20 protein-coding genes, 1 tRNA gene and 3 pseudogenes are annotated in these 23,788 nt (G+C 68.6%); 12 read left to right on the forward strand and 12 right to left on the reverse strand.

All coding sequences use genetic code 11. The features are described 5' to 3' along the window. Positions 1 to 60: 60 nt before the first annotated feature. A complete protein-coding gene (locus tag AB0I23_RS33260) occupies positions 61 to 1,104 on the reverse strand; it encodes a LacI family DNA-binding transcriptional regulator (protein ID WP_359115050.1) in 1,044 nt (347 codons plus the stop codon). Between the two features lie 263 nt (positions 1,105 to 1,367). On the opposite strand from AB0I23_RS33260, the gene AB0I23_RS33265 reads away from it, so the two are divergent. The 3 genes from AB0I23_RS33265 (at position 1,368) to AB0I23_RS33275 (ending at position 4,157) form a co-directional block, all read left to right on the forward strand. Then, entirely contained in the window at positions 1,368 to 2,231 is an 864-nt protein-coding gene (locus AB0I23_RS33265) for an ABC transporter permease (protein ID WP_359114981.1), read from the forward strand. A 73-nt stretch (positions 2,232 to 2,304) separates the two neighbouring features. Then, positions 2,305 to 3,324, forward strand: coding sequence for an ABC transporter substrate-binding protein (locus AB0I23_RS33270; RefSeq protein ID WP_359114982.1), 1,020 nt, complete (start codon positions 2,305 to 2,307; stop codon positions 3,322 to 3,324). After that, the gene (locus tag AB0I23_RS33275; protein WP_359114984.1) at positions 3,321 to 4,157 is read left to right on the forward strand and encodes an ABC transporter ATP-binding protein; all 837 of its coding nucleotides are present in this window, start codon (positions 3,321 to 3,323) and stop codon (positions 4,155 to 4,157) included. Before AB0I23_RS33270 ends, AB0I23_RS33275 begins: the two co-directional genes overlap by 4 nt. A gap of 74 nt (positions 4,158 to 4,231) precedes the next feature. Here the strand turns inward: AB0I23_RS33275 and AB0I23_RS33280 are convergent, their stop codons facing one another. Next, positions 4,232 to 4,393 carry a hypothetical protein gene (locus AB0I23_RS33280; protein ID WP_359114986.1) on the reverse strand — a complete coding sequence of 54 codons (162 nt, stop codon included), beginning with the start codon at positions 4,391 to 4,393 and terminating at the stop codon, positions 4,232 to 4,234. A 215-nt stretch (positions 4,394 to 4,608) separates the two neighbouring features. Between AB0I23_RS33280 and AB0I23_RS33285 the strand changes: the two are divergent. Beyond that, positions 4,609 to 5,020: pseudogene (locus AB0I23_RS33285) on the forward strand (epimerase); the annotation flags it as partial. Between the two features lie 58 nt (positions 5,021 to 5,078). Here AB0I23_RS33285 and AB0I23_RS33290 read toward each other — a convergent pair. Together AB0I23_RS33290 and AB0I23_RS33295 are read right to left on the reverse strand one after the other, a co-directional pair. Next, complete coding sequence (locus AB0I23_RS33290) at positions 5,079 to 5,936, reverse strand: sugar phosphate isomerase/epimerase family protein (RefSeq protein WP_359114987.1); 858 nt, start codon at positions 5,934 to 5,936, stop codon at positions 5,079 to 5,081. A gap of 29 nt (positions 5,937 to 5,965) precedes the next feature. Continuing rightward, a complete protein-coding gene (locus AB0I23_RS33295) occupies positions 5,966 to 9,454 on the reverse strand; it encodes a ThuA domain-containing protein (protein ID WP_359114989.1) in 3,489 nt (1,162 codons plus the stop codon). Between the two features lie 256 nt (positions 9,455 to 9,710). Here AB0I23_RS33295 and AB0I23_RS33300 point away from each other — a divergent pair, with 256 nt between their 5' ends. Continuing rightward, positions 9,711 to 10,088, forward strand: coding sequence for an MmcQ/YjbR family DNA-binding protein (locus AB0I23_RS33300; protein ID WP_359114991.1), 378 nt, complete (start codon positions 9,711 to 9,713; stop codon positions 10,086 to 10,088). A gap of 85 nt (positions 10,089 to 10,173) precedes the next feature. Here AB0I23_RS33300 and AB0I23_RS33305 read toward each other — a convergent pair whose 3' ends face one another. Both AB0I23_RS33305 and AB0I23_RS33310 read right to left on the reverse strand, forming a co-directional pair. Next, positions 10,174 to 11,076 carry a transketolase family protein gene (locus tag AB0I23_RS33305; protein WP_359114994.1) on the reverse strand — a complete coding sequence of 301 codons (903 nt, stop codon included), beginning with the start codon at positions 11,074 to 11,076 and terminating at the stop codon, positions 10,174 to 10,176. 57 nt (positions 11,077 to 11,133) lie between these two features. Continuing rightward, entirely contained in the window at positions 11,134 to 11,838 is a 705-nt protein-coding gene (locus tag AB0I23_RS33310; protein WP_359114997.1) for a transketolase, read from the reverse strand. A gap of 138 nt (positions 11,839 to 11,976) precedes the next feature. Between AB0I23_RS33310 and AB0I23_RS33315 the strand changes: the two genes are divergently transcribed. After that, positions 11,977 to 12,050 (forward strand) — tRNA-Pro (locus AB0I23_RS33315). 105 nt (positions 12,051 to 12,155) lie between these two features. Here AB0I23_RS33315 and AB0I23_RS33320 read toward each other — a convergent pair. From AB0I23_RS33320 to AB0I23_RS33340, 6 genes and pseudogenes are all read right to left on the reverse strand, one after another. Continuing rightward, positions 12,156 to 12,711 (reverse strand): annotated as a pseudogene (locus AB0I23_RS33320) (leucine zipper domain-containing protein); the annotation flags it as partial. 268 nt (positions 12,712 to 12,979) lie between these two features. Continuing rightward, on the reverse strand, positions 12,980 to 13,423 hold the full coding sequence (locus AB0I23_RS33325) for a hypothetical protein (protein ID WP_359114999.1): 444 nt from the start codon (positions 13,421 to 13,423) through the stop codon (positions 12,980 to 12,982). Next, the gene (locus AB0I23_RS41825; RefSeq protein WP_436847042.1) at positions 13,413 to 13,658 is read right to left on the reverse strand and encodes a DUF6973 domain-containing protein; all 246 of its coding nucleotides are present in this window, start codon (positions 13,656 to 13,658) and stop codon (positions 13,413 to 13,415) included. The genes AB0I23_RS33325 and AB0I23_RS41825 overlap by 11 nt, the downstream gene beginning before the upstream one ends. After that, on the reverse strand, positions 13,568 to 15,214 hold the full coding sequence (locus tag AB0I23_RS33330; RefSeq protein ID WP_359115002.1) for a hypothetical protein: 1,647 nt from the start codon (positions 15,212 to 15,214) through the stop codon (positions 13,568 to 13,570). Before AB0I23_RS33330 ends, AB0I23_RS41825 begins: the two co-directional genes overlap by 91 nt. Before the next feature lie 27 nt (positions 15,215 to 15,241). Continuing rightward, a complete protein-coding gene (locus AB0I23_RS33335; RefSeq protein WP_359115004.1) occupies positions 15,242 to 15,931 on the reverse strand; it encodes a hypothetical protein in 690 nt (229 codons plus the stop codon). Positions 15,932 to 16,317: 386 nt separating this feature from the next. Further along, positions 16,318 to 18,756, reverse strand: a complete 2,439-nt coding sequence (locus tag AB0I23_RS33340) for a SpoIIE family protein phosphatase (RefSeq protein WP_359115006.1) — start codon at positions 18,754 to 18,756, stop codon at positions 16,318 to 16,320. Positions 18,757 to 18,952: 196 nt separating this feature from the next. On the opposite strand from AB0I23_RS33340, the pseudogene AB0I23_RS33345 reads away from it, so the two are divergent. From AB0I23_RS33345 to AB0I23_RS33370, 6 genes and pseudogenes are all read left to right on the forward strand, one after another. Then, a pseudogene (locus AB0I23_RS33345) lies at positions 18,953 to 19,399 on the forward strand (fumarylacetoacetate hydrolase family protein); the annotation flags it as partial. Positions 19,400 to 19,546: 147 nt separating this feature from the next. Beyond that, entirely contained in the window at positions 19,547 to 20,080 is a 534-nt protein-coding gene (locus AB0I23_RS33350; RefSeq protein WP_359115009.1) for a GNAT family N-acetyltransferase, read from the forward strand. 90 nt (positions 20,081 to 20,170) lie between these two features. Then, on the forward strand, positions 20,171 to 20,551 hold the full coding sequence (locus AB0I23_RS33355; RefSeq protein WP_359115011.1) for an AMP-binding enzyme: 381 nt from the start codon (positions 20,171 to 20,173) through the stop codon (positions 20,549 to 20,551). Then, a complete protein-coding gene (locus tag AB0I23_RS33360; RefSeq protein ID WP_359115013.1) occupies positions 20,548 to 21,330 on the forward strand; it encodes a crotonase/enoyl-CoA hydratase family protein in 783 nt (260 codons plus the stop codon). Before AB0I23_RS33355 ends, AB0I23_RS33360 begins: the two co-directional genes overlap by 4 nt. Positions 21,331 to 21,722: 392 nt before the next feature. Further along, positions 21,723 to 22,766 (forward strand): S66 family peptidase, encoded by a 1,044-nt coding sequence (locus AB0I23_RS33365; protein ID WP_359115016.1) that lies wholly within the window; start codon positions 21,723 to 21,725, stop codon positions 22,764 to 22,766. 231 nt (positions 22,767 to 22,997) lie between these two features. Continuing rightward, positions 22,998 to 23,723 carry a FadR/GntR family transcriptional regulator gene (locus tag AB0I23_RS33370; protein ID WP_359115018.1) on the forward strand — a complete coding sequence of 242 codons (726 nt, stop codon included), beginning with the start codon at positions 22,998 to 23,000 and terminating at the stop codon, positions 23,721 to 23,723. The last annotated feature ends 65 nt before the right edge of the window (positions 23,724 to 23,788 follow it).

A 23,788-nucleotide genomic window follows, 5' to 3' on the forward strand; every position in this document is an offset into this window, starting at 1 on the left:
GGTTCAAGTCCACCCGGCACGATCAAGCCCGTCCGCCCATCGAGGACAGAGCGGCCCCGGTCACCGCACCCCACCCCCCGGCGCCCCTGTACTGTCCCGCAACACCACCTCACCCTCCACCCGCACCACCCGGGCCCGCCTCGCCGCCCCCAGCTCCCGCAGCGCCAGCGCGATCGCGTTCTCGCCCATCTGAGTCAGGGGCAGTGCCACCGTCGTGAGGGGCGGCGACAACTCCCGTACCAGCGGAATGTCGTCGAACCCGGCCAGCGACACATCCTCCGGCACCCTCAACCCCGCCCTTCGCAGCGCTGCCAACGCCCCGACCGCCATCACATCGGTGACCGCGAAGACACATGTCGGCCGTGCCCGGGACGGCGCCCGCGCCGCGGAAAGCAGCAGCCGCCGCGCCGCCTCGTACCCACCGTCACGGGTGAACGCCCCCGCCACCACCTGGTCGAGCCCGATGCCCGCCTCGGCGAGCCCTTCCCGGAACCCCGCCAACCGGTCGGAGACCGTCGTCAGCTCGGGCGGCCCGCTGAGCACCGCGAACCTCCGATGCCCCAGCCCCACCAGCGTCCGGGCCAGTGCGGCCGCCCCCGTCCGGTTCTCCGGCTGTACGGTGTCCACCCGCAGGCTGCGGTGCCGGCTGACGACTGCCACCCGCCCGCCGGCCCTGACGTACGGCTCCAGCTCGGCATCCATCGCTCGCTCCCACGCACGGTCCTGGAAGCCCGAGCCGATCAGCAGGATCGCCCGCGCGCGCTGGGCCCGCAGCATGGAGACGTAACTGATCTCCCGCGCCGGCTCCCGGAACGTGGAGGCCAGCATGACGAGCAGCCCCCGTTCCGCTGCCGCCCGCATCACACCGCTGGAGATCGCGGCGAAGTAGGGGTCGCTGACGTCATGACAGATGAGGCCCACCGTACGGTTGTTGGCGGCACTGGCGAGAGCCTGCGCATGCGCGTTGGGGATGTAGCCGAGTCGGTCCGCCGCCGCGTGCACCCGCTGCCGCAGATGGTCGCGGACCGTGGCCGTACCGTTGAGCGCCCGCGAGGCGGTGGCCGGTGAGACCCCGGCCTCCCGGGCCACGGCGTCGAGCGTCACATGGGCCGTGGCCGCGACGGTGCGGCGCGCTCCTGGACGGTCCGGCGTCGCCCGTCCCTGGTTCACGCGTTCACTCAACTCGACCCCCAAGGGCGCGGTGGCGGCAGGCTCCCGAAACTTCAGGACGACCTATTGACCGTGCGTGCAGGCAGTCATTAGCGTGGCGGCATCTTACCAGAAAGCGCTTTCTGAAAGCGCCTTCTCCGTCATTGCAGGATCGCACAGCTCTCAACAACTGCCCCCCGAAGTGCAGGGAGTTCACCGTGAGTCAGGGCGCGTTGACCAGAAGTCCCGCCGACGTGGCGGGTGTGGCCCGGCGGGCCGGGCCGTCGACGGGGGAGCGACTGGCGCGGGCGGCCGAGCAGAGCTGGCGCCCCGTCGCCCTGCTGCTGGTCTGCTTCGTCGTCTGGTGGGTGATCTCGGCAGCCGAGCTGGTCGAGCCGTATCTCGTGCCGTCGCCCGGTGCGACGCTCGATGTCCTCACGGGGAAGACGAGTTATCTCTGGCAGCACAGCTGGGTGACCACGTACGAGACGCTGCTCGGTTTCGTGATCGCCGTGGCCGTCGGCGTGCTGGCGGCCGTGGTCATGGTGTACTCCTCGACCGTCGAGCGCACGCTCTACCCCGTTCTGCTGTTCGCCCAGGTCGTACCGAAGATCGCGATCGCGCCGCTGTTCGTGGTCTGGCTCGGCTTCGGCATCGCGCCGAAAATCCTCATCGCCGTTCTGATCGCCTTCTTCCCGGTGGTGATCTCCATGGTCACAGGACTCAAAGCGGTCGACCCGGAGATGCTCCAGCTGTCGGCGACGATGGGTGCCAAGCCCTGGCAGACCTTCCTCAAGATCCGTTTCCCGGCCTCCCTTCCGCATCTCTTCTCCGGCCTCAAGGTCGCGGTCACCCTGGCCGTGACCGGCGCCGTCGTCGGCGAGTTCGTGGGCGCCAACGAGGGGCTGGGCTATGTGATCCTGCAGGCCAACGGCAACCTCGACACCCCGATGCTCTTCGCCGGGCTGCTGGTGATGTCCCTGATCGGCGTCGTCCTCTTCGTTGCCGTCGAGATCGCCGAGCGGCTCCTGCTCCCCTGGCACGCCAGCCGTCGCGACGCGCCGGCCACCACCTCGTACTGAACGCCACCCCGTCCCGTACCGAGCACCACCCATTGATTGCTGTCACGGACCCCGTTGCGAGAAGGGCCAGCCCATGCACGCGCGCAGACTCCTGATCGGTGTCGTACCTCTCCTCCTGCTGGCCACGGCCTGCGGCGGGAACGACGCGTCGACCTCCACCAATGACTCGGGCAAGAAGCTGGACAAGGTCACGCTGACGCTCAACTGGTATCCGTACGGCGAACACGCGCCCTTCTACTACGGCAAGCAGCAGAAGATCTTCGAGAAGCACGGCATCGACCTGACGATCCAGGCCGGCCAGGGTTCGCAGAAGACGGTGCAGGCGACCGCCGCTGGGCAGACCGACTTCGGCTGGGCCGACACCCCGGCGCTGCTGGCCGCGGTCGACCAGGGGGTGCAGGTCAAGAGCCTCGGCGTCTTCCTGCAGACCACCCCCGCGTCCGTGCAGTCCTTCGACGCCAAGGGCATCGGGTCACCCGCCGATCTGAAGGGGAGGACGATCGCCGGGACGGCCGGTGACGCGCTCTCCAAGACGTTCCCGATCTTCCTGAAGAAGAACAACATCGACCAGTCGGACGTGAAGGTCCAGAACACGGACCCGGCGGGCAAGATCGCCGCGGTGATCTCCGGGAAGACCGACGGACTGCTCGGCTACGCCAGCGACCAGGGCCCGACCATGCAGGAGAAGGCCAAGAAGCCCGTCTCGTATCTGCGCTTCTCCGAGCACGGGCTGAACTTCTACTCCAACGGTCTGCTTGCCGGGCAGAAGCTTCTCGCCTCCAGATCCGAGCTGGCGGGGCGCATGGTGCAGGCGGTCAGCGAGGCATGGTCCGCCGCGGAGAAGGCGCCCGGGCCCGCGGTCGCGGCCATGGACGGGGCGTCGGAGCAGCTGCCGCCGAAGACCGTGCTGGCGGAGCAGTTCAGGACGACGCTCACGCTGCTGCACACCACGTCGACCGAGGGCAAGGCGCCCGGGGTCAACGACGAGGCGGACTGGCAGCAGACCATTGATGTCTTCGCCGAGGCCGGAATGGTCAGCAAGCCCAAGTCCGTCGCGGAGTACTGGGACGCGAAGACGGCGCTGAAGGGATGACGATGCCGAAGCAGGACGCGAAGCCTCGGGACCCGCTCGGTGCGAGCACCTGTCGCGCCGTCACCCCGGCCGTCGGCGTGTCGGACGTCTCGGTCCGGTTCCGCGGCAAGAACCGTGATGTCACCGCGCTGCGCGAGGTCTCGCTCGACGTGGCGCCGGGCGAGTTCATCGCCCTGGTCGGACCGTCCGGATGCGGCAAATCGACGCTGCTGAAGCTGGTCGCCGGACTGCTGAAGCCGTCCTCGGGCGAGGTCCGGCTCGGCGGAGAACGGGTCAAGGGCCCACGACACGACATCGGTTACGTGTTCCAGCGTGCCGCCCTTCTGGAGTGGCGTTCGGCGCGCCGCAACATCCTGCTGCAGGCGGAGATCCGGAAGATGCCCGCGGCCAGGGCGCGCGACCGGGCCGACGAGCTGATCCGGATGACCGGACTCGGTGGCTTCGAGGACGCGTATCCGCACGAGCTGTCCGGCGGGATGCAGCAACGGGTCGCGCTGTGCCGCGCGTTGCTGCACGAACCGCCGGTGCTGCTCATGGACGAGCCGTTCGGCGCGCTCGACGCCCTCACGCGCGAGCAGATGAACATGGAGCTGAACCGCATCTGGCGGGAGACCGGCACCACGGTGCTGCTGGTCACCCACTCGATCTCGGAGGCGGTCTATCTGGCCGACCGGGTGGTCGTGATGAGCCCCCGGCCCGGCACCATCACGGAGATCATCGAGGTGGGGCTGGACGCGGAACGGGAGTACGGCGAGACGGTGGGTCGCCCTGAATTCCGGGATGCGGCGTCCCACATCCGCGATCTGCTCGGCGCGGCGTCGGCCCACGACTGATCGGGACGGTCCGCCCCGCCACCACACGAGGGCGCCCGGGCGCGCACGGCAAGGCGCCCGGTGCGGCCCCGGCGTCACACCGGCGCGAACGCGTCCGCCGGCATCTCGGTCTGCACGGCCGGCAGCGGGTCGCCGGTGTGCCCCATGCCCGCGAACTGGCCGGCCGCCTCGAGACCGGCCGGGCCGTGCAGCTGCGCCCAGGCGAGTACCGCACCCGCCGGCACCCGCCCCGGCATCCCGGCATCCCGGCGTCGCCGGCGGCGGCCGGTACATATGCGGCCCCCCAGCCGGCCACACCCACGTCCGCCCCGGCCCATGCCGCCATCTGGTCCACCACCACGGCCACCCCCGCCCCTGGCGACCCGTCGGCGAAGACCGGAGGGAACGGCCCGAGCACCGTTCGGGCCCGGTCCAGCGTGTCGGCCGGTGCGACATGGCCCGGCACCGGCGCGCCCTGGATCAGGGACAGGTCCCGGGCCTCGGCGACATCGACCTGCCGCGCAGCTACACCTGTATCGGCGATGTCGCCGCCGGACTCGCCACACCCGGCGAGCACCCCGACGGCGACGGCCGCATCTGGCACCTGCCCACCGCGCCCGCGCCCACCACCCGGCAGATCTTCACGATGATCGAGGAACGCACCGGTCGCCCGCTCGACATCACCGTCGTCGACGAGCCGCGACCGGTCTGCCCGTTCGACGAGGTCTTCATGGCGGAGTACGCCGAGATGTTCTACCAGTACACCGAGGCGCAGATTGTCGACTCCTCGGCCATCGAGAAGGCCTACGGCCTCACCCGAATCCGCTCCCGGCCACCGTGGACGCGACCTCGCCCGGTACGGGCAGCTGCTTGCCGCGCACTGAGAACACAGCGGCCCCGGGGAGGCGGAACGCTCTCCGGGGCCGCTGCGCGCCGGTCCGTTCAGTACCGCAGCCGCGACAGGTACGTATAGCTGGCGAGCGCCGAGGCGAACGGATCAGCCGGTGAGTCGTGCTCCACCAGCCACTGCTTCACCCCGCCCCGTCGCGCCGTGTCGAACATCGCCGGGAAGTCCAGCACCCCCGACCCGACATCGGCGAAGTCCCCGTTCGGAGCCATGTCCTTCACATGCAGCGCCGGGAAGCGCCGGGGATGGCGTACGAACAGCTCGCCCGGCGCCGAAGCGCCACCGTTGGCCGCCCAGTACAGATCCAGTTCGAAGCCGACGAGTTCCGGATCGGTTTCGGCGAGCAGAATGTCGTACAGGCTGACCCCGTCCACCACCTGATGGTCCGTGCCGTGATTGTGGTAGAGCAGCTTCAGCCCGGACTCGCGGGCGGCCAGTCCCGCCCTGTTGAACTCCCGGGCCGCCTCGCGGTATCCGGCCGGATTGTGCAGCGATCCCGGCAGACTGGGTACGACGATCCACTTGCCGCCCAGCGTATGGATGTCCTCCAGCGCCTTCGGCAGCCCAGCGCCCTTCACGGTGTCGTACGCGACATGTTCGAGGACCGCCTTCAGCCGTGTTTCGTCCAGCATCCGCCGGATGTCGGCCGCGCTGTTGCCGTGCCGGCCACTCACCCCGACCGTCGCGTACCCGATCTCCGCCAGCCGCTCCAGCGTGCCACGGAAGTCCCTCGCCAGAGGGGTCCGCATGGTGTACAGGTGCATGCCGATCCCGGACGGCGGGATGCGGCGGGAGCGCCCGGATTCCGTGGCGGACGCGGGGTGCGCACCGAGCCCGGCGGCCGCGGCGACACCCAGAGCCGTACCGAGAAACGCACGTCGTGTGCCATGCATATCGTCTCTCTCCTCTCAGCCGACGCCGCTCAGCTCACGTCGATGCGGATGAAACCGGTGCTTGTGTCGCCCTGGTCGTCGGTGACCGTCAGATGCGCGGTGTACGCACCCTTGCGGCCGTAGTTGTGCGTCGCCGTCGCGCCCTCGGGCCCTGCGGGCTTGGCGTTGTCGCCGAAGTCCCAGTGGTAGGAGGTGATCGTGCGCCCGGCCGCCGGCCTGACCACACTGCTCAGCGCGACGGCGAGCGGTGACGTGCCGGTGGCCGGGTCCGCCTTCACCGCGACCTGCGTACCGGGTTTCTTCTCGACGCCGGACCCGTTGAAGTGCAGCCAGTCCACGGCGAACAGGTCGGCCTTGTCGCTCGACCACTCCGGGTTGGTGAACACCGCGTACAGCTTCACGCTGCTTCCCGGGTCCTCCAGGGCCGTGGTCGGCGAGACGACCTTGCCCCAGTCCCCGGTGTTCGGCACGGTCACCTTCCCGAGCAACTGCCCCGTGGGGGAACCGGCCCGGAATTCGACAGTGCCACCGATCCCGCCGGAGGCCGCGCCGACCGTCACCGAGTCGATGTTCTTCAGATGCACCGGATCGAAGCTGATCCAGTCACCGTCCTCGATCTCCGTCAGCCGTTTCCCGCCGGAGGCGTCGGTCCTGTTGCCGACCACCACTCCGTCGTGGGCTCCGCCCGTCGCCGTGAAGTGCTCCGCCTCACGGAACGCGGTGCGCAGTGTCAGTGAGGTCGAGCCGGTGAGCGCCGGGGCGTCCGGGGCGCCCTTGTCCTCGTAGCGGGCGGTGATCCCGTAGTACAGATTCTGGCCCGGGCCGTGGCTGTCCCCGGCATCCGTGACGATCTCGCCCGCGCAGCCGGTGTAGTTGTCGAGTGGATGCAGATGCGTGTCATGGCCGAGCTGTGACTGCACGACCACCCGCGAGCAGTCGATAGGCTGTCCGTTCCTCTCGTCCTCCTTGTCCTTCACCTTCACCGTGAACGGGATGGTGTCGCCGAAGCGGAACATCCCCCCGTTCGGCGGCTGTTTGATCGTCACTTCGGGCCGGGTGTTGCCGACGGTGATGTCCTGCACCGCCTGCGCGGTCAGGCCACCGGGCCCGGTGACGGTCAGCCGCGCCGTGGTGAGCCCCTTGGCCTGGTACGTGTGCGAGGGGTTCGGCTCCGTCGAGTCCGTGGTGCCGTTGCCGTCGAAGTCCCAGGCATAGGTGACCGGTCGGCCGTCCGGCAGCCCGGAACCGGCGCTGGAGAAGGCGACGGTGAGCGGCGCCGGACCGTTGTCCCGGCTCGCGGTGATCTTCGCGTCGGGCAGCCGTCCGTCACCGACGTAGTCGATCCGGTAGATGCCCGCCCCCTCGTTGCTGCCGCCACGGCCGGTGCCGCTGCCGAGCCCGAAGTCGATGACGTACAGCGCCCCGTCGGGACCGAAGTCGGCATCGAACGGCTGGTTCCATTTCATGTCCGCGAAGACGCCGTTGATCGACTGGAGTCCACCGGCCCTGACGGGAGCGAACCGCGGATCGGTGAATGTCTGGTCCTTCTGCTGGAAGGAGAACGTCTTGAACCACTGCCGGGTCAGCTCGTAGGTGAACCACTTCCCCTCGAAGTACTCGGGGAACTTGGTGCGGTACGTGTTGTCGGGGTCGTAGTCGTAGACCGGACCGCTCATCGGGCCACCGCCGCCGGTCCCGAGCTCCGGGAACTCGGCGGACGCGGAGTAGGCGTACCAGACCGTCGCGGGTTGGGCGGGCGGCAGATTCCGCAGCCCGGTGTTGTTCGGCGAGTCATTGACGAGCGCCGCACAGTCGAACTTCGGACCTGACGTCCTCGTCGTGAAGTCGTATTCGTTGAAAGGGGTGTTGTCGCCTATGCAGTACGGCCAGCCGAAATTCCCCGCCTTGGTGATCCGGGTGTACTCGACCGTGCCTTCCGGCCCGCGATCGGCGACCGCGGCCTTGGCGTCCGGGCCGTAGTCGGCGACCATCAGCGTGCCGCTCACCGGGTCCGTGGTGATCCGGAACGGGTTGCGCATCCCCATCGCATAGATCTCCGGACGGGTCTTCTCCGTACCGGGTGCGAAGAGATTGCCCTCGGGCACGGTGTATGTGCCGTCGTCCTTCGGGGTGATGCGCAGGATCTTGCCCCGCAGATCGTTCGTATTGCCCGCCGTGCCCTGGGCGTCCCAGGCGCGGCGGCCCTCGCCCTCGTCGATCGGGCTGAAACCGTCCGACGCGAACGGGTCGGTGTTGTCACCCGTCGCCGCGTACAGATTCCCGTCCTTGTCGAAGGCGAGCGACCCGGCCATATGGGAGTTGGCCCGGCCCTCGCCGCGCCAGGTCGGAATGGTCAGCAGCCTCTTCTCCGAGGCGGGATCGACCGTGTTGCCGGTGACCGTGAAGCGAGAGAGGTTGAGGCGCTTCTCGGTCTTGTCGGAATGCAGCAGATAGAGCCGGTTGTTCGTGGCGAAGCCCGGATCGAGCGCGAGACCGAGCAACCCGTCGGACTGACTGGTCATCTCCGGTGTGTACGCGAAGTCCAGCGCTGTCGTGACCTTCATGGTCTGCTGGTCGATGACCTTGAGCTTCCCGGTGCGCTGGGCGAAGAACACCCGGCGGTCCGGGGCGACGGCCAGTTCGAACGGGTCGGCGAGGTCGCTGGTGGCCAGTGCCGTGCGCTGGAAGGAACCGGTCCGAGTCGCCGTGCAGTCACCGGACTTGGCGCCCGCGGCCCACTCGATGCCGCCCAGCAGATGCTTCACGAAGCCCTCCTCCTGGAAGGCCGACGCGGCATGACCGCCCGCGGTGAACCAGGAGCGGCCGCCGTCGTAGTTCTGGCACCAGGACCACGGATGGTCCACGCCCTCGTCCAGACCGGTGATGCCGTCGCGCACCTTGATCTGCGCGAGCGTGTGCACCTTGGAGGTCGGATTGGTACGCCAGTTGTACCACTCCTCCGTACGCTCCCAGAGGTCCGGAAGGCCCTTGGTGGAGGGGTGCGCATGGTCGAGCACCTTGATCCGGCCGGTCTGCACGGCGGGATGCTGGTCGAAGATCGCGCCGACCAGACCCTCGTACCAGTCCCAGTCGCGCTCACTCGCCGACGCGGCGTGCAGCCCGACCCAGCCGCCGCCCGCGCGGATGTACTTCTGGAGCGCGGAACGCTCGTCGGTACTCAGCAAGTTGCCGCTCTGCGGCGTGGAGTTGGTGTTGTTGAAGACGATGGCCTGGAAGCGGGCGAGATCGGAGTCATTGAATACGGCCGAGTCGTCGGTGGCCTCCACGTCGAAGCCGTTCTCGGTACCGAGCTTCTTGATCGCCTCGATCCCCGCAGGAATCGAGTCGTGCCTGAAGTTGGTGACCTCGGAGTAGACAAGGACCCGGAAGGGGGCCGCGTGGGCGCGAGGCGGCGAAGCCACCAACAGGCCGAGGACCAGGGCGAGAAGTGCGGTGAGGGCGAGGAGGGATGAGGGTAATCCTCGCGACGGGTGTCTGCTGAACGGATGATGACTCATGGGCGCTCCCTGTGCGGTAGATGCCGACTGCGGGATGTAGAAAGCGCTTTCTGAAGTACGCCGTTCAGAGTAGGTTCACGTCTTCCACGGGTCAATGGGTCGGCAGGGCTCTCTGTGGCTCTGCTGTGAGGGGGGCGGCCCTGCTGTGGACGGCTCGGGGCGGCGGCCGGGTCCCGCGCTCCGGGCGATTGTCAGTGCCGGGCGCTACGGTCGATTCCGACCGCACCTGACTGGTTCACCGGATCGGAGACCGTGGATGACCACCGCCGACGACGTCCGCACGATCGCGCTTGCCCTGCCCGACACAGCCGAGAAACTGGCCTGGGGGCAGCCCACATTCCGGGTGGCCGGGAAGATCTTCGCCGCGCTCGGCGACGACGACGCGACGATGGGCGTGAAGTGCCCGGTCGAGGACCGGGTGGAGCTGATCGCCGCCGAATCAGAGAAGTTCTTCACCCGCGAGGGCCACGACGACACCTATGCGTGGCTCCGGGTGCGGCTCGCCGCACTGGACGACGTGGACGAACTGACGGCGATCCTTGCCGACTCCTGGCGCCAGGCGGCACCCCGAAAGCTGCGGGACGCCCATCCGGAGCTGGGCCGGGCCGCCGCCGACGGCGAGGGCGCCGCCTGACAGCTTCCGGACCGGGAAGTGGGACGCGTTGGGCGCGGATCCGGAAGGGCACCGGCGGCGGATGCGCGTGCCGCCCCTGCCCCGGTCAGCCGCCCAGGAAGCCGGTGATCCGTTCCCGCAGCCCGTGCGGATCCAGGCCGTGTGCGGCGAGGTGTTCGTCCATCTGTCCGTACCGGCGAAGCTCCGCCTTCCCCACCCCGAGTCCCAGCACCCGGTGCGGCAGATCGACGAGTGCGTCGTTGGCGGCGCCCGTCGACGTGCCCGCCAGGTACGGCTCGACGATCACCACGTCCGCCGGCCCCCGGCCTCCGGCCGCCCGCCGCAGCCCCGCCGCGTCGAAGGGGCGCACGGTCGTCGCGTACAGCACCGTCACATCCAGGCCGTCCGTCGCTGCCAGGACGTTGTCGAGCATGGGGCCGACGGCGATCACTGCCCCGTTGCTCCCCACCCGCACCGGTGTGAACCCGGTACCGCCGTCGACCACCCGGGCCCGCTCGTTCTGCTGGAGCGAGAGCCGCAGGTAGACCCTGTCCTCCCCGGCGGCAGCCTGCCGCAGCAGGGCCTCCGCCTCGTCGGGGTGGCCCGGCACCTGCACCGTCCAGCCGTCGAGGGTGTCCATCAGCGCGACATCGCCGGGCGCCATATGGGTGACGCCGCCGGCGGGCCAGTCGTACGAACCTCCGGCGCTGACCAGCACCCCGGACACGCCCTGATGCCCGAAGTCGAGCTTCACCTGCTCGAAGGGCCGCTCCACGAGGAACGGGGCGAACGTATGCATGATCGGTCGCATCCCGGCCAGCGCCAGTCCAGCCCCCGCGCCGACCAGCAACTGCTCCCGGATTCCGACATTGATCACCCGGTCCGGATGGGCGCGCTCGGCGCGGTCGAAGCCGTCCCGGCTGATCTCGGCCAGCACCACGGCCAGCCTGGGGTCCTCGTCCAGCAGTCGCGACGCGGTGGTGATGAAGCGGTCACGCATGGTGTCCATGAGTCTGTTCTCTCTCGCTCTGAATCGCTGAATCGCTGGTGTGCTGTGGCGTGGGGGTCAGTTCTTGGGGGAGACGCGGGCGACCACGGCCCGCGGCTGCCCGGGATGCGGTGCCGTGTACGCCGCGTACAGCGCCTCGTGGTCGCGCCCGTCCACGGTCTCGGCCGACCAGCCGGCCGCTTCGAACCGGGATGCGATGCCGCCGGGCCACCCGAAGGTGGCGGAGGCGTTGTCGACCACCAAGGTGTGCAGCTGCTCGAGTCCGGCCGGACCGGCGTAGGCGATCGCCTCGTGATTGCTGCCCTCGTCCAGCTCGGCGTCCCCGATCAGCACCCATACACGGGGGTCGATCAGCCCCTGCGCCCGGAGCCCCAGCACGCTGCCGACAGCCAGCGGCAATCCGTGTCCCAGTGAACCGCTGCCGATCTCGGCGCCGGGGACGAGCATCCGGTCCGGGTGATGCCCCAGCGGCGACTCGTACCCCCCGAATCCGGGCAGCAGCTCCTCGTCGAGGAAGCCGTGCGCGGCGAGGACGGCGTAGTACGCCATCGGTCCGTGCCCCTTGGAGAGCAGGAACCGGTCGCGGTCCGGGGCGTCGACGGTGTCGGGTGTGACCCGCAGCACCTGGTCGTACAGAACCCAGAGGGCGTCGAGGGTGGAGGTGGCGGCGGGCCCGTGCTTCTCGTCGCCGGTCATCAGGCTCATCAGGCGGTTCAGGTCGCGGTACGTGTGCGTCGCGGCGGCGGCGGTCTTGATCGTCATGGGCCCAGCATTCAACCTCAAGCATGGTTGAGGTCAAGCGCGGAAAGAGGGCGGAAAGAGGTTCGTGAGCACCCGCCCGAGTGCGGTATTGTTCTCATGCGCGTTCGGCCAGGGGGAAAGTCCAGGTCAGGCGAGCATCGGGACGTGGCGCAGCTTGGTAGCGCACTTGACTGGGGGTCAAGGGGTCGCAGGTTCAAATCCTGTCGTCCCGACTTGTGTTTTCGCAGGTCGCAGGCGGTATCGGAGAAATCCGGTACCGCCTTTCCGTGTTTCTTGGGGACCAGTTGGGGACCACGGGGTCTAGCGGTGCCGTTCTGAATCTCGCTGCAGGCGACGCGGGAGTGGTCGTTGACGGCGTTGTGCAGGAAACTCTCCCGGCCTTCGCGCGGTTCTTGCGGCCCGTCTGCCGGCCGAGGACCTTGTGGCCGCCGCCGTCGGGGATGTTGCCGAGTTTCTTGATGTCGACGTGTACGAGGTCGCCGGGGCGGCGTGTTCGTAGCGCCGGATGTTACGGCCGGTGGCGCGGTCCAGGTGGGACAGACGGGCCGGCTTGCAGCGGGTCAGGACGCGGTGCATGGTGGCCGGGTTCAGCCCGAGCAGGCAGGCGATGCGGGCGGGTCCCCAGCGGCGCAGGACGCGGACCTTGATGATCCGCCGCTCGGTACGGGTCGGGGTCCGGCGCGGGCTGTGATGCGGGCGCGAGGACCGGTCGGTCATGCCCGCCTCGCGGTAGCGGCCGGCCCACCGCTGGGCCGTCGTGGGCGAGACCTGGAAGCGTTCGGCGGCCCGGCGAAGGGGCCAGCCGTCTTCCACGACGCAGCGGGCCAGACGCAGGCGGCCGGTCTCGGTCAGGGGTGCATTACGGTGGGGCATGAGGGCCTTCTCTGGTCGGTGGCGATGTCGCAATCCACACCGAACCCGGAAGGCCCTCACTCGTTCAAGAACACCCGACCGTGATCACTGTCACCAACCTCCATGGGCAGAACAGCTAGGGCCCGACGCCAAAATAGGGGCGTCGGACCCTCAGAGACTGCGCACTGTCGAGGGCTGGCGGTGCGCGCCTTCTTGTCAACAACTGGCACACCCTGGCGGGCGCGACCGGTCGTCTCATTGCTCGCGGGGCTGCGGGACACCCCTTGGGTTAGACGCTGCTCCGCGCAGCTCCGGAACGTTCCTGGAACAGCTCAGATGCCGAGGCGAACGCAACCACGCCGGAGAGTGCGACCATGCCGATGTTCAGGACTACGTCGGGCCCGAAACTCTGGGTGAACATGTTCAGCAGAACTCCAACAATGACTGAACATTCGATGAGGGCGACAGTTCCTAGAAGCGTGAATTTGCCCCATCGAGGGGCTCGCTCCCATTTCCTTGGAAGTGCGAGCAGCAGTGCGCCTGCAAGGAGCACGATCAGGACTGCCCACGCCACCAGTCGATAGAATTCTGATTCGCCTGTCGGGGGTTCCGTATGGTCGATGGCAGAAGTGTCTTCGAGCATGATGGCAATCACGATTTTCGCGAGCACCACATATGCTATCTGGAGGAAGATCACTCCTGCAGCGATCCGTCGGATAATTTTAGATTTCACCTATTGCTCCTGACGAGGTTGCCGCCCTTGAGGATCCATAGCTTTCCGTCCCTCTGGGCGGCCCGGCAAGCGTCGCGAACTTTCGTGCCAGCCAGTGCTGACCTGTTTTGCTCCTCCCGATCCCTCGGCCTATGGAATTGTTCTTCAAGTCCATTTCCCGGTCCTTTCCGGTCGAGTCTGACTCGTGTCGGGTTGCGAACTGGTAGGCGTCCTCGGTGCTGATGCGGATTTCCATGCGGCGTCCAAGTAGCAGTGGCGGAATGCGTCACCGATTCCCTGGTAGAGCGTGCTGCCTACGTACCACTCCTTGGACTTGCTGAGTGCAATTGATGCCGAGTCCATCACCCAGGTACAGTCAATGGGATTCATCAGGCAGTACCAGTTTTCGGATGCCGTCATGTAGTTCGTGGCATACTTCGGGTCGAGCAGCACCGGATAAGAAATGACTTGTCCGGAATCTGGCTGCAGTGTGACGTTGACATTGCCGTCGACCAGGCGGAGGGGAACTGGAACGGAATTCCCCTTGGCGTCCGAAGCCACTGGTGCAGAGATTATGGTCACGTGACCTGACTGATCGGATATGAGAACGCCGTTCTCGCCCGTCTCGATGGCAGTCTGGCCAAGCTGGAGCTGCAGCTTGTAGGAGTAACTCTTCGGCGCATTAGTGCTGCGCAGCAGGTGAAATGTCTCGACGGAATTGACTGCCGTTCGAATCGCCAGAATATCGGCGTCAGTGTGCGTATTGGAGTACACGATGAGGCCGGTGGCGCCCAACTCTGCAGGAGCCGAGCTTCCCGTCGGCATGTCTACAACGGTCTGGGAATTTCCGCTTACGCTAGTGCCGATGATGCTTTCGTTGGCGTTCGCGGGGAGCTCTACCGTGGGAAGGCTGAGAGCGGACTCTTCGGTTTCGACAACTTCAGGATCGCGCTGGTCCTGGTAGCCTGCCGGAGTGTCGTCAACTTCCGGATATTCCTCGCCGGTGGGCGGCTCTACGAATTCGACACTGTCGTCGTCTGGGTGCAGCGACTCCGCGAAGTGGGCCTCAGCTACTTCGGCAATAAAATCTGTGCTTAGTTGGCCGGTGATGCTTCCTACGTAGAACTTGTACTCTGCGGATTCCGACCAGGTTCCCGCCGCGTTCTTTACCCTTACGGAAAGATCGTGAACGCCTTTACTGGCCGGTGTGAGAGTGACGGTCCCCTTGCCGGCGGTGAGTGCGGCAGTGGCTGCTGTCCCGCCGTTCAGCGAGTATTCCGCGGTCACCGCTGTGCCCGCAGGGTCAGAGAAGGTGAAAGTTCCTGGCGTGCCGGCGTTTCCGTGCCACAGTCCGTCGGCGGGGTACACGCTGGAGGTGACTGATGGCGCTGCGGGAGTTGACGTGTCGATGGTCAGAGTGTTCCACGGGGTCCAGCCTCCGTTCCAGTCGGTCCCGTCGTACACCGCAATCCGCCATTTGTAGACGCCGGCTGCGAGCGTGCTGGAGGTCCAAGAGCCATTGGATCCCGGGGCGACGAAGGCCGAGGTCCCGCTGGCGATCTTGGTGGTGGTGTCTTTGTCCCATACCTCGAAGGTCAGCCGGACCGTGTTCCCATCAACGTCCGAGGCTTTTCCGGAGAGGGTAGGGGTGGTGTCCGAAGTTACCGTGCCGCTGGCGGGTGACACCGGGACTGCCAAGCCAGGCTTGGTGTTGTAGGTCACGGTGAGTGCGGGTTCTGTCGGACCCTGGGAGCCGTCGACGAAGTTGGCCGAACGAAAACGTCGCCAGCTCAGCGAATCGGTCTCGTCCACCGCCCGCACTTGCAGGCCATAGTTGGGCTACGAGCGGGACTTGGTGGTGCCCCCGTCGTAGGTCCCCGCCTTCAGTTCGGTCGAGCCTCGCTGGGAATCGGGGTAGTTGGTCGCCACCCAGGTGTCCGTAGAGGCTGCAAGCGTGGTGGTGGGGTCGATGTTCACCGGGTAGTCGACATCGGGATCCGTGAGGAACTCCATGCTGGGCTTCAGCACAAGAACGGCGCCGTCGGCGTCTTCCTCGATGGAAGTGGCGATGTCCATCGAATGCCGGGGATCGCCGGACTCCGGGTTGATGCCCTTGCCCCACATCCGCGGAGCAGGGGCACTGGCGATCAGGGTGCCAGTCTCGCTCTCGAGACGTAGGTGGTGCGACTCTGTCTTCTCCAAGCGCATGCCCTCGAGGGTGACCGGGAGACGCAGTTCCACCGGCGAGGTCGGACGCTCATGGAGAATGAGCGACTCGGAGAACCCTTGCGGCAGTGCGGTCACATGCAAATCGCCGCCGGGGACGGCTTCGGCGTAGACCGCGGTGTCGCCCTTGAGGCGGGGTGCAGGAAGTGATGTGGACCAGCCGAGTCCGAAGGTGTGGTTCCCCCGGGACACTGAGGCGAAGTTTTCCGAACCACCGTCGGACAATTCCACCTTCGCGACCGTGGTCTCGGGTTCCACCCTGGTTCCGGTGTCGGCGAGCGTGGTGTCGGGGCGCTTCCACACACCTGCTTACAGGGTCCTCCACACTGGGCAGGCTCCACTCGGCGGTGAGGAAGTCGCTGATGCGCATCGGCTCCGGTCCGGCGGCAGCGCCGAGGGCCTGGGTCACCTGGCGGGCCAGGAGCCGCGCGCATTCCTCTGCTGCCGCTTCGGCGCTGATTCGCTCGGCGGGGTTCTTCGCGAGCGCCTTCGTCAGAGGCTCGCGCAGTTCGTCGGGGAGGCCGTCGAGATCGGGTTCCTCGGACATGACACGGCGGCGACCGTGTACGCGGTGACGGCGGCCACCACCGCTGCGAACCGACTGTGCGGAGGACTGCGTGGCAACCACTCGGCGGGTACGTCCGTTGCGTGGATGCGCGGTCCGCGTCACACGGGCCTCTGTTGGAGTGTCACATCGCCGGAACCGGTGCTCCGACAGGAGAAAGAGGTTGCTCGGCCCATATGGTCTTGCCGTCGCGGTCGTAGCGGGCGCCCCAACGGGAGGCGAGTTGGGCCACCAGGAACAAGCCCCGGCCGCCCTCGTCGCTGGTGCGCGCGCGGCGCAGATGCGGGGCGCTGAGGCTGCCGTCGGAGACTTCGCAGATGAGGGCTGCGGTGTGGATGAGACGCAGGGCGATGGGGCCGCGCGCGTGTCGGATGGCGTTGGTGACCAGCTCGCTGACCATCAGTTCGGTGGTGAAGGCAAGTGGTTCCAGGCCCCAGATGGCAAGCTGACGGGTAGTGAGGGCGCGGGCGTGGGCGACCTGCGAGGGGTCGGCCGGCAGTTCCCAGGAGACGACCCGGCCTGATTCCAGGACGCGGGTGCGGGCAAGGAGCAGGGCAGCGTCATCGGATCGGCGCTCTGACACCAGGGAAGCCACTACGGCATCGCAGAGCTGCTCGAGCGGTCGGGTGGGGCCGGCCATGGTGCGGGACAGCCGGTCGAGCCCGGCGTCGACATCCCGGCCCGGTGCTTCGATGAGGCCGTCGGTGTAGAGCGCCAGGACAGAGCTCTCCGCGAGTCGGCGTTCAGCAGTTTCGAAGGGGAGCCCGCCCAGTCCCAGGGCCTGCCCGGGCGGGAGGTCGTCGAGGATTTCCACCGCGCCATCGGGCTGCACCAGGAGGGGTGGGGGATGACCGGCGCGCGCGAAGGTGCAGACTCGGGAGATGGGGTCGTAGACGGCGTACAGACAGGTGGCGCCCTCGAAGTCGGGATCCTCCTCGGTGAGACGGATGACGAGGTTGTCGAGCTGGGTGAGGACCTCCTCGGGAGAGAGGTCGAGGTCGGCCAGTGTATGGACAGCGGTGCGCAGTCGTCCCATGACGGCCGCCGCGTGCAGGCCGTGGCCGGTGACGTCTCCGACGACCAGTGCGACGCGGGCTCCCGACAGGGGCAGGACGTCGAACCAGTCGCCGCCCGCTCCGGCGTGGGCGGCAGCGGGCAGATACCGGTGGGCTGTCCCGACGGCGGGGAAATCGGGCAGGTCGTGCGGCAGCAGGCTGCGCTGCAGGGCCAGGGCGGTGTTGTGCTCGCGGGTGTACCGGCGGGCGTTGTCGATGCACACCGCGGCGCGGGACGAGAAGTCCTCGGCGAGGGACAGGTCCCCTTCGTCGTAGGAGCGAGGATCCTGGTAGCGGCCGAGGGTGGCAACACCCAGCGTGATGCCACGGGCTCGCAGCGGCACCACCATGTACGAGTGGAAACGGAACTCGCGGACTTTCTCGGCCCGCCGGGCGTCGTGGGCGAACCACTTGTCGGCGTCCAGTTTCCGCACCAGAACCGACCGCCCGGTGGCCAGGCTCCGGACCTGCGGCGTGTCCGGGTGGAACGCCACGGTCTCGCCCACCGTAAACACGGCCTCCGGGGCATGCTCGCGTATGGAACGGAGTCCCGATCGGTGGGCATGCACGTGCCCGGCCACCGGCCCGGGGGCCGGTTCCTCGCCCCGCACCGTTGCCTCCAGCAGGTCGATGGCGACGAAGTCCGCGAGTCCGGGAACGGCAGCGTCAGCCAGTTCCTGCGCCGTACGCACCACGTCCAGCGTGGTGCCGATGCGCGCGCCGGCCTCGGTCAGCAGCGCCAGCCGCTGCTGGGCCTGATAGCCGTCGGTGACGTCGATGTACGTCTGGCACATTCCCAGGACGCGGCCGACCGGGTCTGTCAGCCGGAAGGAGGAGGCGGAGAACACGTGCTCGCGGTCCGAATCGGACGCCAGGCGGCTGTGCACCTCGAAGTCGACCACCGGCTCGCCGGTGTCCCGCACCCGGCTCAGGACCCGGTCGATCGTCGGGGCCGCGTCCGGTGTGTCATCGCCGATGCGCCGGCCGATGAGCCGCTCGGCGGGCAAGGCGGTCACGCGCCCCGCCGCGGCGTTCGCCCACAGGTACCGCAGCTCGGTGTCCATGACGGTCACCGGGATCGGGGACTGGCTGAAGAGCGCCTCCAGGATCGCGCGGTCGACCTCCTCCCGTTCCGCCTCTCGCGCGTCGGCGGCCCTGACGGACCAGCCGGCCCGGCCCTCTTTGTCGAGCAACGGCCGCACGCGCACCGCTACCGACACCTCGTGCCCGTCGCGATGCCTCATGCTCAGGACGCCGTCCCAGCTGTACCCGGCTGTATGCCGTACCTGGGCAGCCACCGCCGCTTCCCGGTCCTCCCGGGCTGTCAGCAGATCCACCGCCGGCCTTCCGCAGACGTCTTCCGCGGGGTATCCGAGAAGTGCTTGCGCCTGCGGGCTCCACAGGGAGATCGCGCCGTTGCCCGCCACGTAGGCGATCGCCGCGCACGCCCCCGACAGCGGGTCTTCCGGCCCTGTGTCGAGGCACCCGGAATCCTTGGGTACGCGCACCGGCACCACCTCGTCCCAGGCCTCTCCCTGCCCATGATAGAGACCGGGGTGGTGTCCGACTTCTTGAGCGCGCCGTGCCCGAGTGGAACGCCGGACCGGACACGCGAGCCGAGGCGATGACCGACGCCGTTCCCCTCCACCTTCTGCACAGACCCACCCCGCAGGTGGGTGTCCGTACCGGCGTTTCCCTGTCGGTCTGCCGCACGCACAGTCGACGGTCGCCGATGTGATCCGGGCGGTGGACTTCGCACTGCCCGCCCTGGAGATCGTCGACAGCCGGGTGACCGACTGGGACATCAGCCTCGTCGACACCGTCGCGGACAACGCCTCATCCGGGCTCTTCGTCCTCGGCGGAGCCCCGGTGCCGCTGAGCGCGGTGGACCTGCGCGGTGTGCGGATGACGCTGACCCGGGTGGGCGAGAAGGTCTCCGAAGGCAGCGGCACCGACTGCCTCGACGGATCGTTGAACGCCGCCGTCCGGCTCGCCTCCACGCTCGCTTCGATGGGCGATCTGCTGCGGGCCGGAGACATCGTCCTCACCGGAGCGCTCGGCCCGATGGCCGTCGCCGCACCCGGTGACACCTTCGAGGCCCGGATCTCGGGCCTCGGTTCCGTGCGCGTCGGCTTCGCCGCCGCCCCCTGAAGGCCGCGGCAGCGGCCGGAACGGCGGGCTGAGCCGGCCGGGCGCGCATACCCGGCGGAGGCCGGATCCCGACGCGGGGTCCGGCCTCCGCCGGTGCGGCGCGATATTCGATTGCGGGCCCGGCACCGGGGACCCGACAGTCGCACCATGCGAGACGTGGAACTGTCGGACGGTGTCGTCACCCTGTCCGCCTTGTGCCTGGACGATGTCGACGCCCATCTGGCGGGCGAGGACGAGCAGTTGGTGCGCTGGCTCAGCGGCGGTCCCGGCACCCGGGCCGGTGTCGAGACGTACGTCGCGCACTGCATGGAACAGTGGGCCGCCGACGGACCCCTGCGTGCCTTCGGGATACGGGTGGGGGACCGGAAGGTGCTGGCAGGCAGCATCGACCTGCGGTTCGACGTGGCGGGCCCGGCGCCCGGGCAGGTCAACATCGCCTACGGCCTCTATCCCGACTGGCGCGGCCGGGGTCTGGCGACGCGCGCCGTCGCCCTGGTCCGCGGATACGCGGCGGCCGCCGGTGCGACGCAGGGAGTGATCAAGGCGGACCCGGAGAACGGCGCGTCGGTGGCGGTCGCGCGGCGGGCGGGCTTCAGCTACCTCAAGCAGGTCCCGGAGGCGGACGGGACCTTGTTCAACTGGTACGTCCACGATCTGCGGGGCGAGCAGCCTCAGGGCTGAGCTCCCAGGAACCGCTCCGCCCACAGACGCAGCAACTCGTCGTCGACCGTGAGGTCCTCGCGCAGCACACCCGCCGCAGAACACACCCGGATGCTCCAGGACACCGGAGCGACCCTCCTGGTGTACGGGCCGGAACTCGCCGAACGCGCCCTCGAACTGCGCGCTGCTGTACCTGAGTTCAAGCTCGTGCGCCTCGGTGGGCCCGACCCGGCCGGCCACCTCGACCTGATGGCCGCGCAGTGCGCCGTTGTCGGTGCCCCCGACACCACCTGGGTCGAGGCCGTCACCGCCTTCGTCACGCTGCGCCCCGGGGCCGAGGCCTCCGAAGCGGCCCTGCGCGACCATGTGCGCGCCCGGCCGGCCGGCTACAAGGTGCCCAAGACCGTGCACTTCGTCGAGACCATCCCGTACTCGCCGGTCGGTAGGATTCTCTGCCGAGCCCTGCGCGACCCCCTGTGGGAGGGAAGATGACGACCGAACACCCCGCCGTACGGATCGAGCGCGACGGCCCCGTCTTCACGGTGATTCTCAGCCGCCCCGAGGTCCGCAACGCTGTCGACGGGCCGACCGCCGACCGACTCGCCGACGCCTTCCGCCGGTTCGATGCCGATCCGGACGCGGCCGTCGCCGTGCTGTGGGGTGAGGGCGGCACCTTCTGCTCCGGAGCCGACCTCAAGGGAATCGGTACCGAGCGGGGGAACAAGGTCCTCGCCGAGGGCGACGGACCCATGGGGCCCACCCGGATGCGGCTGGGCAAACCCGTCATCGCCGCGGTCGCCGGCCATGCGGTGGCCGGCGGCCTGGAACTCGCCGTCTGGTGCGACTTGCGCGTCGCCGAGGAGGACGCGGTCTTCGGCGTCTTCTGCCGTCGTTGGGGCGTTCCCCTGGTGGACGGCGGCACGGTGCGGCTGCCGCGCCTGATCGGTGAGAGCCGGGCGATGGACCTGATCCTCACCGGCCGCCCGGTCCCGGCGACCGAGGCGTACGACATCGGGCTCGCCAACCGGCTCGTCCCGATCGGGGAGGCCCGCCGCGCGGCGGAACAACTCGCCCGGGAGATTGCCGTGTTCCCGCAGCTGTGCATGCGTCACGACAGACTCTCCGTGCGCGAACAGCACGGCCTCTCCGAGCCGGATGCCCTGGCGGCCGAGTACCGGCACGGGATGGTCCCGCTGACCGCGGGGGAGACACAGGCCGGCGCGAAGCGGTTCAGTAGCGGCGCCGGCCGTCACGGTTCCTTCGCCGAGTGAGCCCGCCTCATGTCGGTGCTGTCCCGTCGGTGAAGCAGGCCGACGGGGTCGTGCCCGAGTGCGCGGCGGACCATGCCGGTGTCCAGGCGCGGGATGAGGCCATGCGCGGCACGCCTTCACGTAGCCCTTGTGCTGGGAGGGGCTCGCTCCGCTGGTCAACGCACTCTCGTCGTTCGGTCGTCGCCGCGACCTGTCATGGACGCGGATGCTGCGATGAAGGCTTGTACGAGGGGACGGTCGTCTCCTTCAGCACGCGGCGCCTGCGCCAGGCTGTGGCGGCACCAGCCGGACGGCTTCCTCGGCGGCACACCCGCGCGGGCCGCCACGGCTCGTTCGCCGACTGAGCCGAAACCCGGCTGACACCGGGAACGGGCTGGTCCTACGCTCGCTGGATGACGACATCCAGTTACCCGGACAAGCCCCGCCCCGGCGACCGCGTCGCCGTGATCTCCCCGTCCTCCGGGCCGCCCGGAATCCTGCCCCTGCCCTACGAGTTGGGGTTACGCAGACTCCGCGAGGAGTTCGGCCTCGAAGTGGTGGAGTATCCGGCGACGCGCACCATGGGATCGACTCCGGCCGCGCGGGCCGCCGACATCCACGCGGCGTTCGCCGACCCCGAGATCAAGGCGGTGATCGCCAGCATCGGCGGTGACGACCAGATCACCGTTCTTCCGCACCTGGACCGCGAGCTCCTGCGCGCCAACCCCAAGCCGTTCTTCGGGTACAGCGACAACACCAACCTGCTGGTCCTCCTCCGGAACCTGGGCATCGTCGGTTACCACGGCGGGTCGGTGATGGTCGAACTCGGACGCCCCGGCGCGATGCACCCCCTGACCGCCGACTCCTTGCGAGCCGCCCTCTTCACCCGGGGAACCTACGAACTGACTCCCGCCAAGGAGACCGACCACGTCAACCGCCCCTGGCAGGACCCGCGGACCTTCGACTCGGAGCCCGAGATGCGCCCCGCCGACGGCTGGATCTGGCACAACGCCGACCGGGTCGTCGAGGGGGCCGGCTGGGGCGGCAACCTGGAGATCCTGTCATGGCTGCTCATGGCCGACCGTGAGATCCGGCCGGTCGACGAGTACACCGGCAGCGTGCTCTTCCTGGAGACGTCCGAGGAGATGCCCTCTGCCGACGAGGTCTACAGGATTCTGCGGGGCATGGGAGAGCGTGGGCTCCTCCAGCAGTTCCCCGCGCTGATCATGGGGCGGGCCAAGTGCTGGTCGTTCGCACAGCCACTCGGCGCCGAGGAGGGGGACCGGTTCCGTGCGGAGCAACGACAGGCGGTCCTGCGCGCGTTGAGCGAGTACGCCCCCGACACGATGGCCGTCCTCGATGTCGACCTCGGCCACACGGACCCGCAGGTGGTGATTCCGTACGGCGGGCACATCCGCGTCGACGGGACCGCCCGCCGCGTCGTCGTCACCTACTGAGGCCTCACCCGCCGAGCCGGGCTCCTTCCCCGTCGGCGAAGTATGCCGAAGGGGTCGAGCCCGGCGTCCGGCGGAACATCGCCGTGAACGCACTGGGTGTCGCGCAGCCGAGGCCGTCCGCGTCCCGTGCGCGGCGGGAGGCAACGGGAGCAGCCAAGGTATGCCGAGTCTTTGGTCCGACCACATGGTGTGTGTGACATAGTGGGAGCAAAGCGAGGCAGGGGGTGAACGGTGCCCGTCGAGTGGCAACCCGTACGGCAGTCCCGTACGCATGAGCTCGTGCTCCAGAGCATCGAGGAGCGGGTGTTCGCGGGAGAGCTCAAGGCGGGGGACCGGCTGCCGCCCGAGCGTGAACTCGCACCGGTGCTCGGAGTCAGCCGATCCGCACTGCGTGAGGCGCTGCGGGTACTGGAGACGATCGGGGTGCTCGTCGCCCAGCCCGGCCGCGGCCCGGATGCCGGGGCGCGGATCGTGCGCAACCCCGACGACGCCCTCGGTCGGCTGCTGCGGCTCCACTTCGCGCTCGGCAGCTACAGCCTGGAGGACGTCCTGGAGGCGCGCGTCGTGCTGGAGCGATCCAGCTTCGAGGCGGCGGCCACGCACGCCTCCGCCGAGGATCTGGAGGAGGCGGAGCACCTGCTCGTGCGCATGGGGGAGCCGGATGTCGGAGTCTCCGAGTTCAACGACCTGGACACCCGGTTCCACGTCCAGATCGCCCGCAGCTCCGGCAACGAACTGACCTCCACCCTCACCTCCGCGGTGCGCGAGTCCGTACGTCCGCTGATCCTGCGGGCACTGGAGGGGGCCGAGGACTGGCCGGCCACGGCAGGCGGGCTCAACGCCCAGCACGCCGAACTGCTGCGACTGGTGCGCGCGGGCAAGGGGGCGAAGGCGGCCGATCTGGTCGAGCGGCACATCCGCAGCCTGCACGGAACACTGGTGGACGAGAACGAATAGCCCGCAGGACGTCGGGCGATCAAGGGGCGGTGCGCATGCGCACCGCCCCTCTCGCATGTCGCGGC

The organism is Streptomyces atratus (assembly GCF_040655115.1).
In the GTDB taxonomy this organism is placed as follows: domain Bacteria; phylum Actinomycetota; class Actinomycetes; order Streptomycetales; family Streptomycetaceae; genus Streptomyces; species Streptomyces atratus_D.

Excerpts from the sequence above, each read along its gene's own strand:
- AB0I23_RS33270 (WP_359114982.1), top strand. The coding sequence starts at position 2,305 with ATGCACGCGCGCAGACTCCTGATCGGTGTCGTACCTCTCCTCCTGCTG.
- AB0I23_RS33275 (WP_359114984.1), top strand. The coding sequence starts at position 3,321 with ATGACGATGCCGAAGCAGGACGCGAAGCCTCGGGACCCGCTCGGTGCG.
- AB0I23_RS33280 (WP_359114986.1), bottom strand. The coding sequence starts at position 4,393 with ATGCCGGGGCGGGTGCCGGCGGGTGCGGTACTCGCCTGGGCGCAGCTG.
- AB0I23_RS33290 (WP_359114987.1), bottom strand. The coding sequence starts at position 5,936 with ATGCATGGCACACGACGTGCGTTTCTCGGTACGGCTCTGGGTGTCGCC.
- AB0I23_RS33295 (WP_359114989.1), bottom strand. The coding sequence starts at position 9,454 with ATGAGTCATCATCCGTTCAGCAGACACCCGTCGCGAGGATTACCCTCA.
- AB0I23_RS33300 (WP_359114991.1), top strand. The coding sequence starts at position 9,711 with ATGACCACCGCCGACGACGTCCGCACGATCGCGCTTGCCCTGCCCGAC.
- AB0I23_RS33305 (WP_359114994.1), bottom strand. The coding sequence starts at position 11,076 with ATGGACACCATGCGTGACCGCTTCATCACCACCGCGTCGCGACTGCTG.
- AB0I23_RS33310 (WP_359114997.1), bottom strand. The coding sequence starts at position 11,838 with ATGACGATCAAGACCGCCGCCGCCGCGACGCACACGTACCGCGACCTG.
- AB0I23_RS41825 (WP_436847042.1), bottom strand. The coding sequence starts at position 13,658 with ATGGAAATCCGCATCAGCACCGAGGACGCCTACCAGTTCGCAACCCGA.
- AB0I23_RS33350 (WP_359115009.1), top strand. The coding sequence starts at position 19,547 with ATGCGAGACGTGGAACTGTCGGACGGTGTCGTCACCCTGTCCGCCTTG.
- AB0I23_RS33355 (WP_359115011.1), top strand. The coding sequence starts at position 20,171 with ATGCTCCAGGACACCGGAGCGACCCTCCTGGTGTACGGGCCGGAACTC.
- AB0I23_RS33360 (WP_359115013.1), top strand. The coding sequence starts at position 20,548 with ATGACGACCGAACACCCCGCCGTACGGATCGAGCGCGACGGCCCCGTC.
- AB0I23_RS33365 (WP_359115016.1), top strand. The coding sequence starts at position 21,723 with ATGACGACATCCAGTTACCCGGACAAGCCCCGCCCCGGCGACCGCGTC.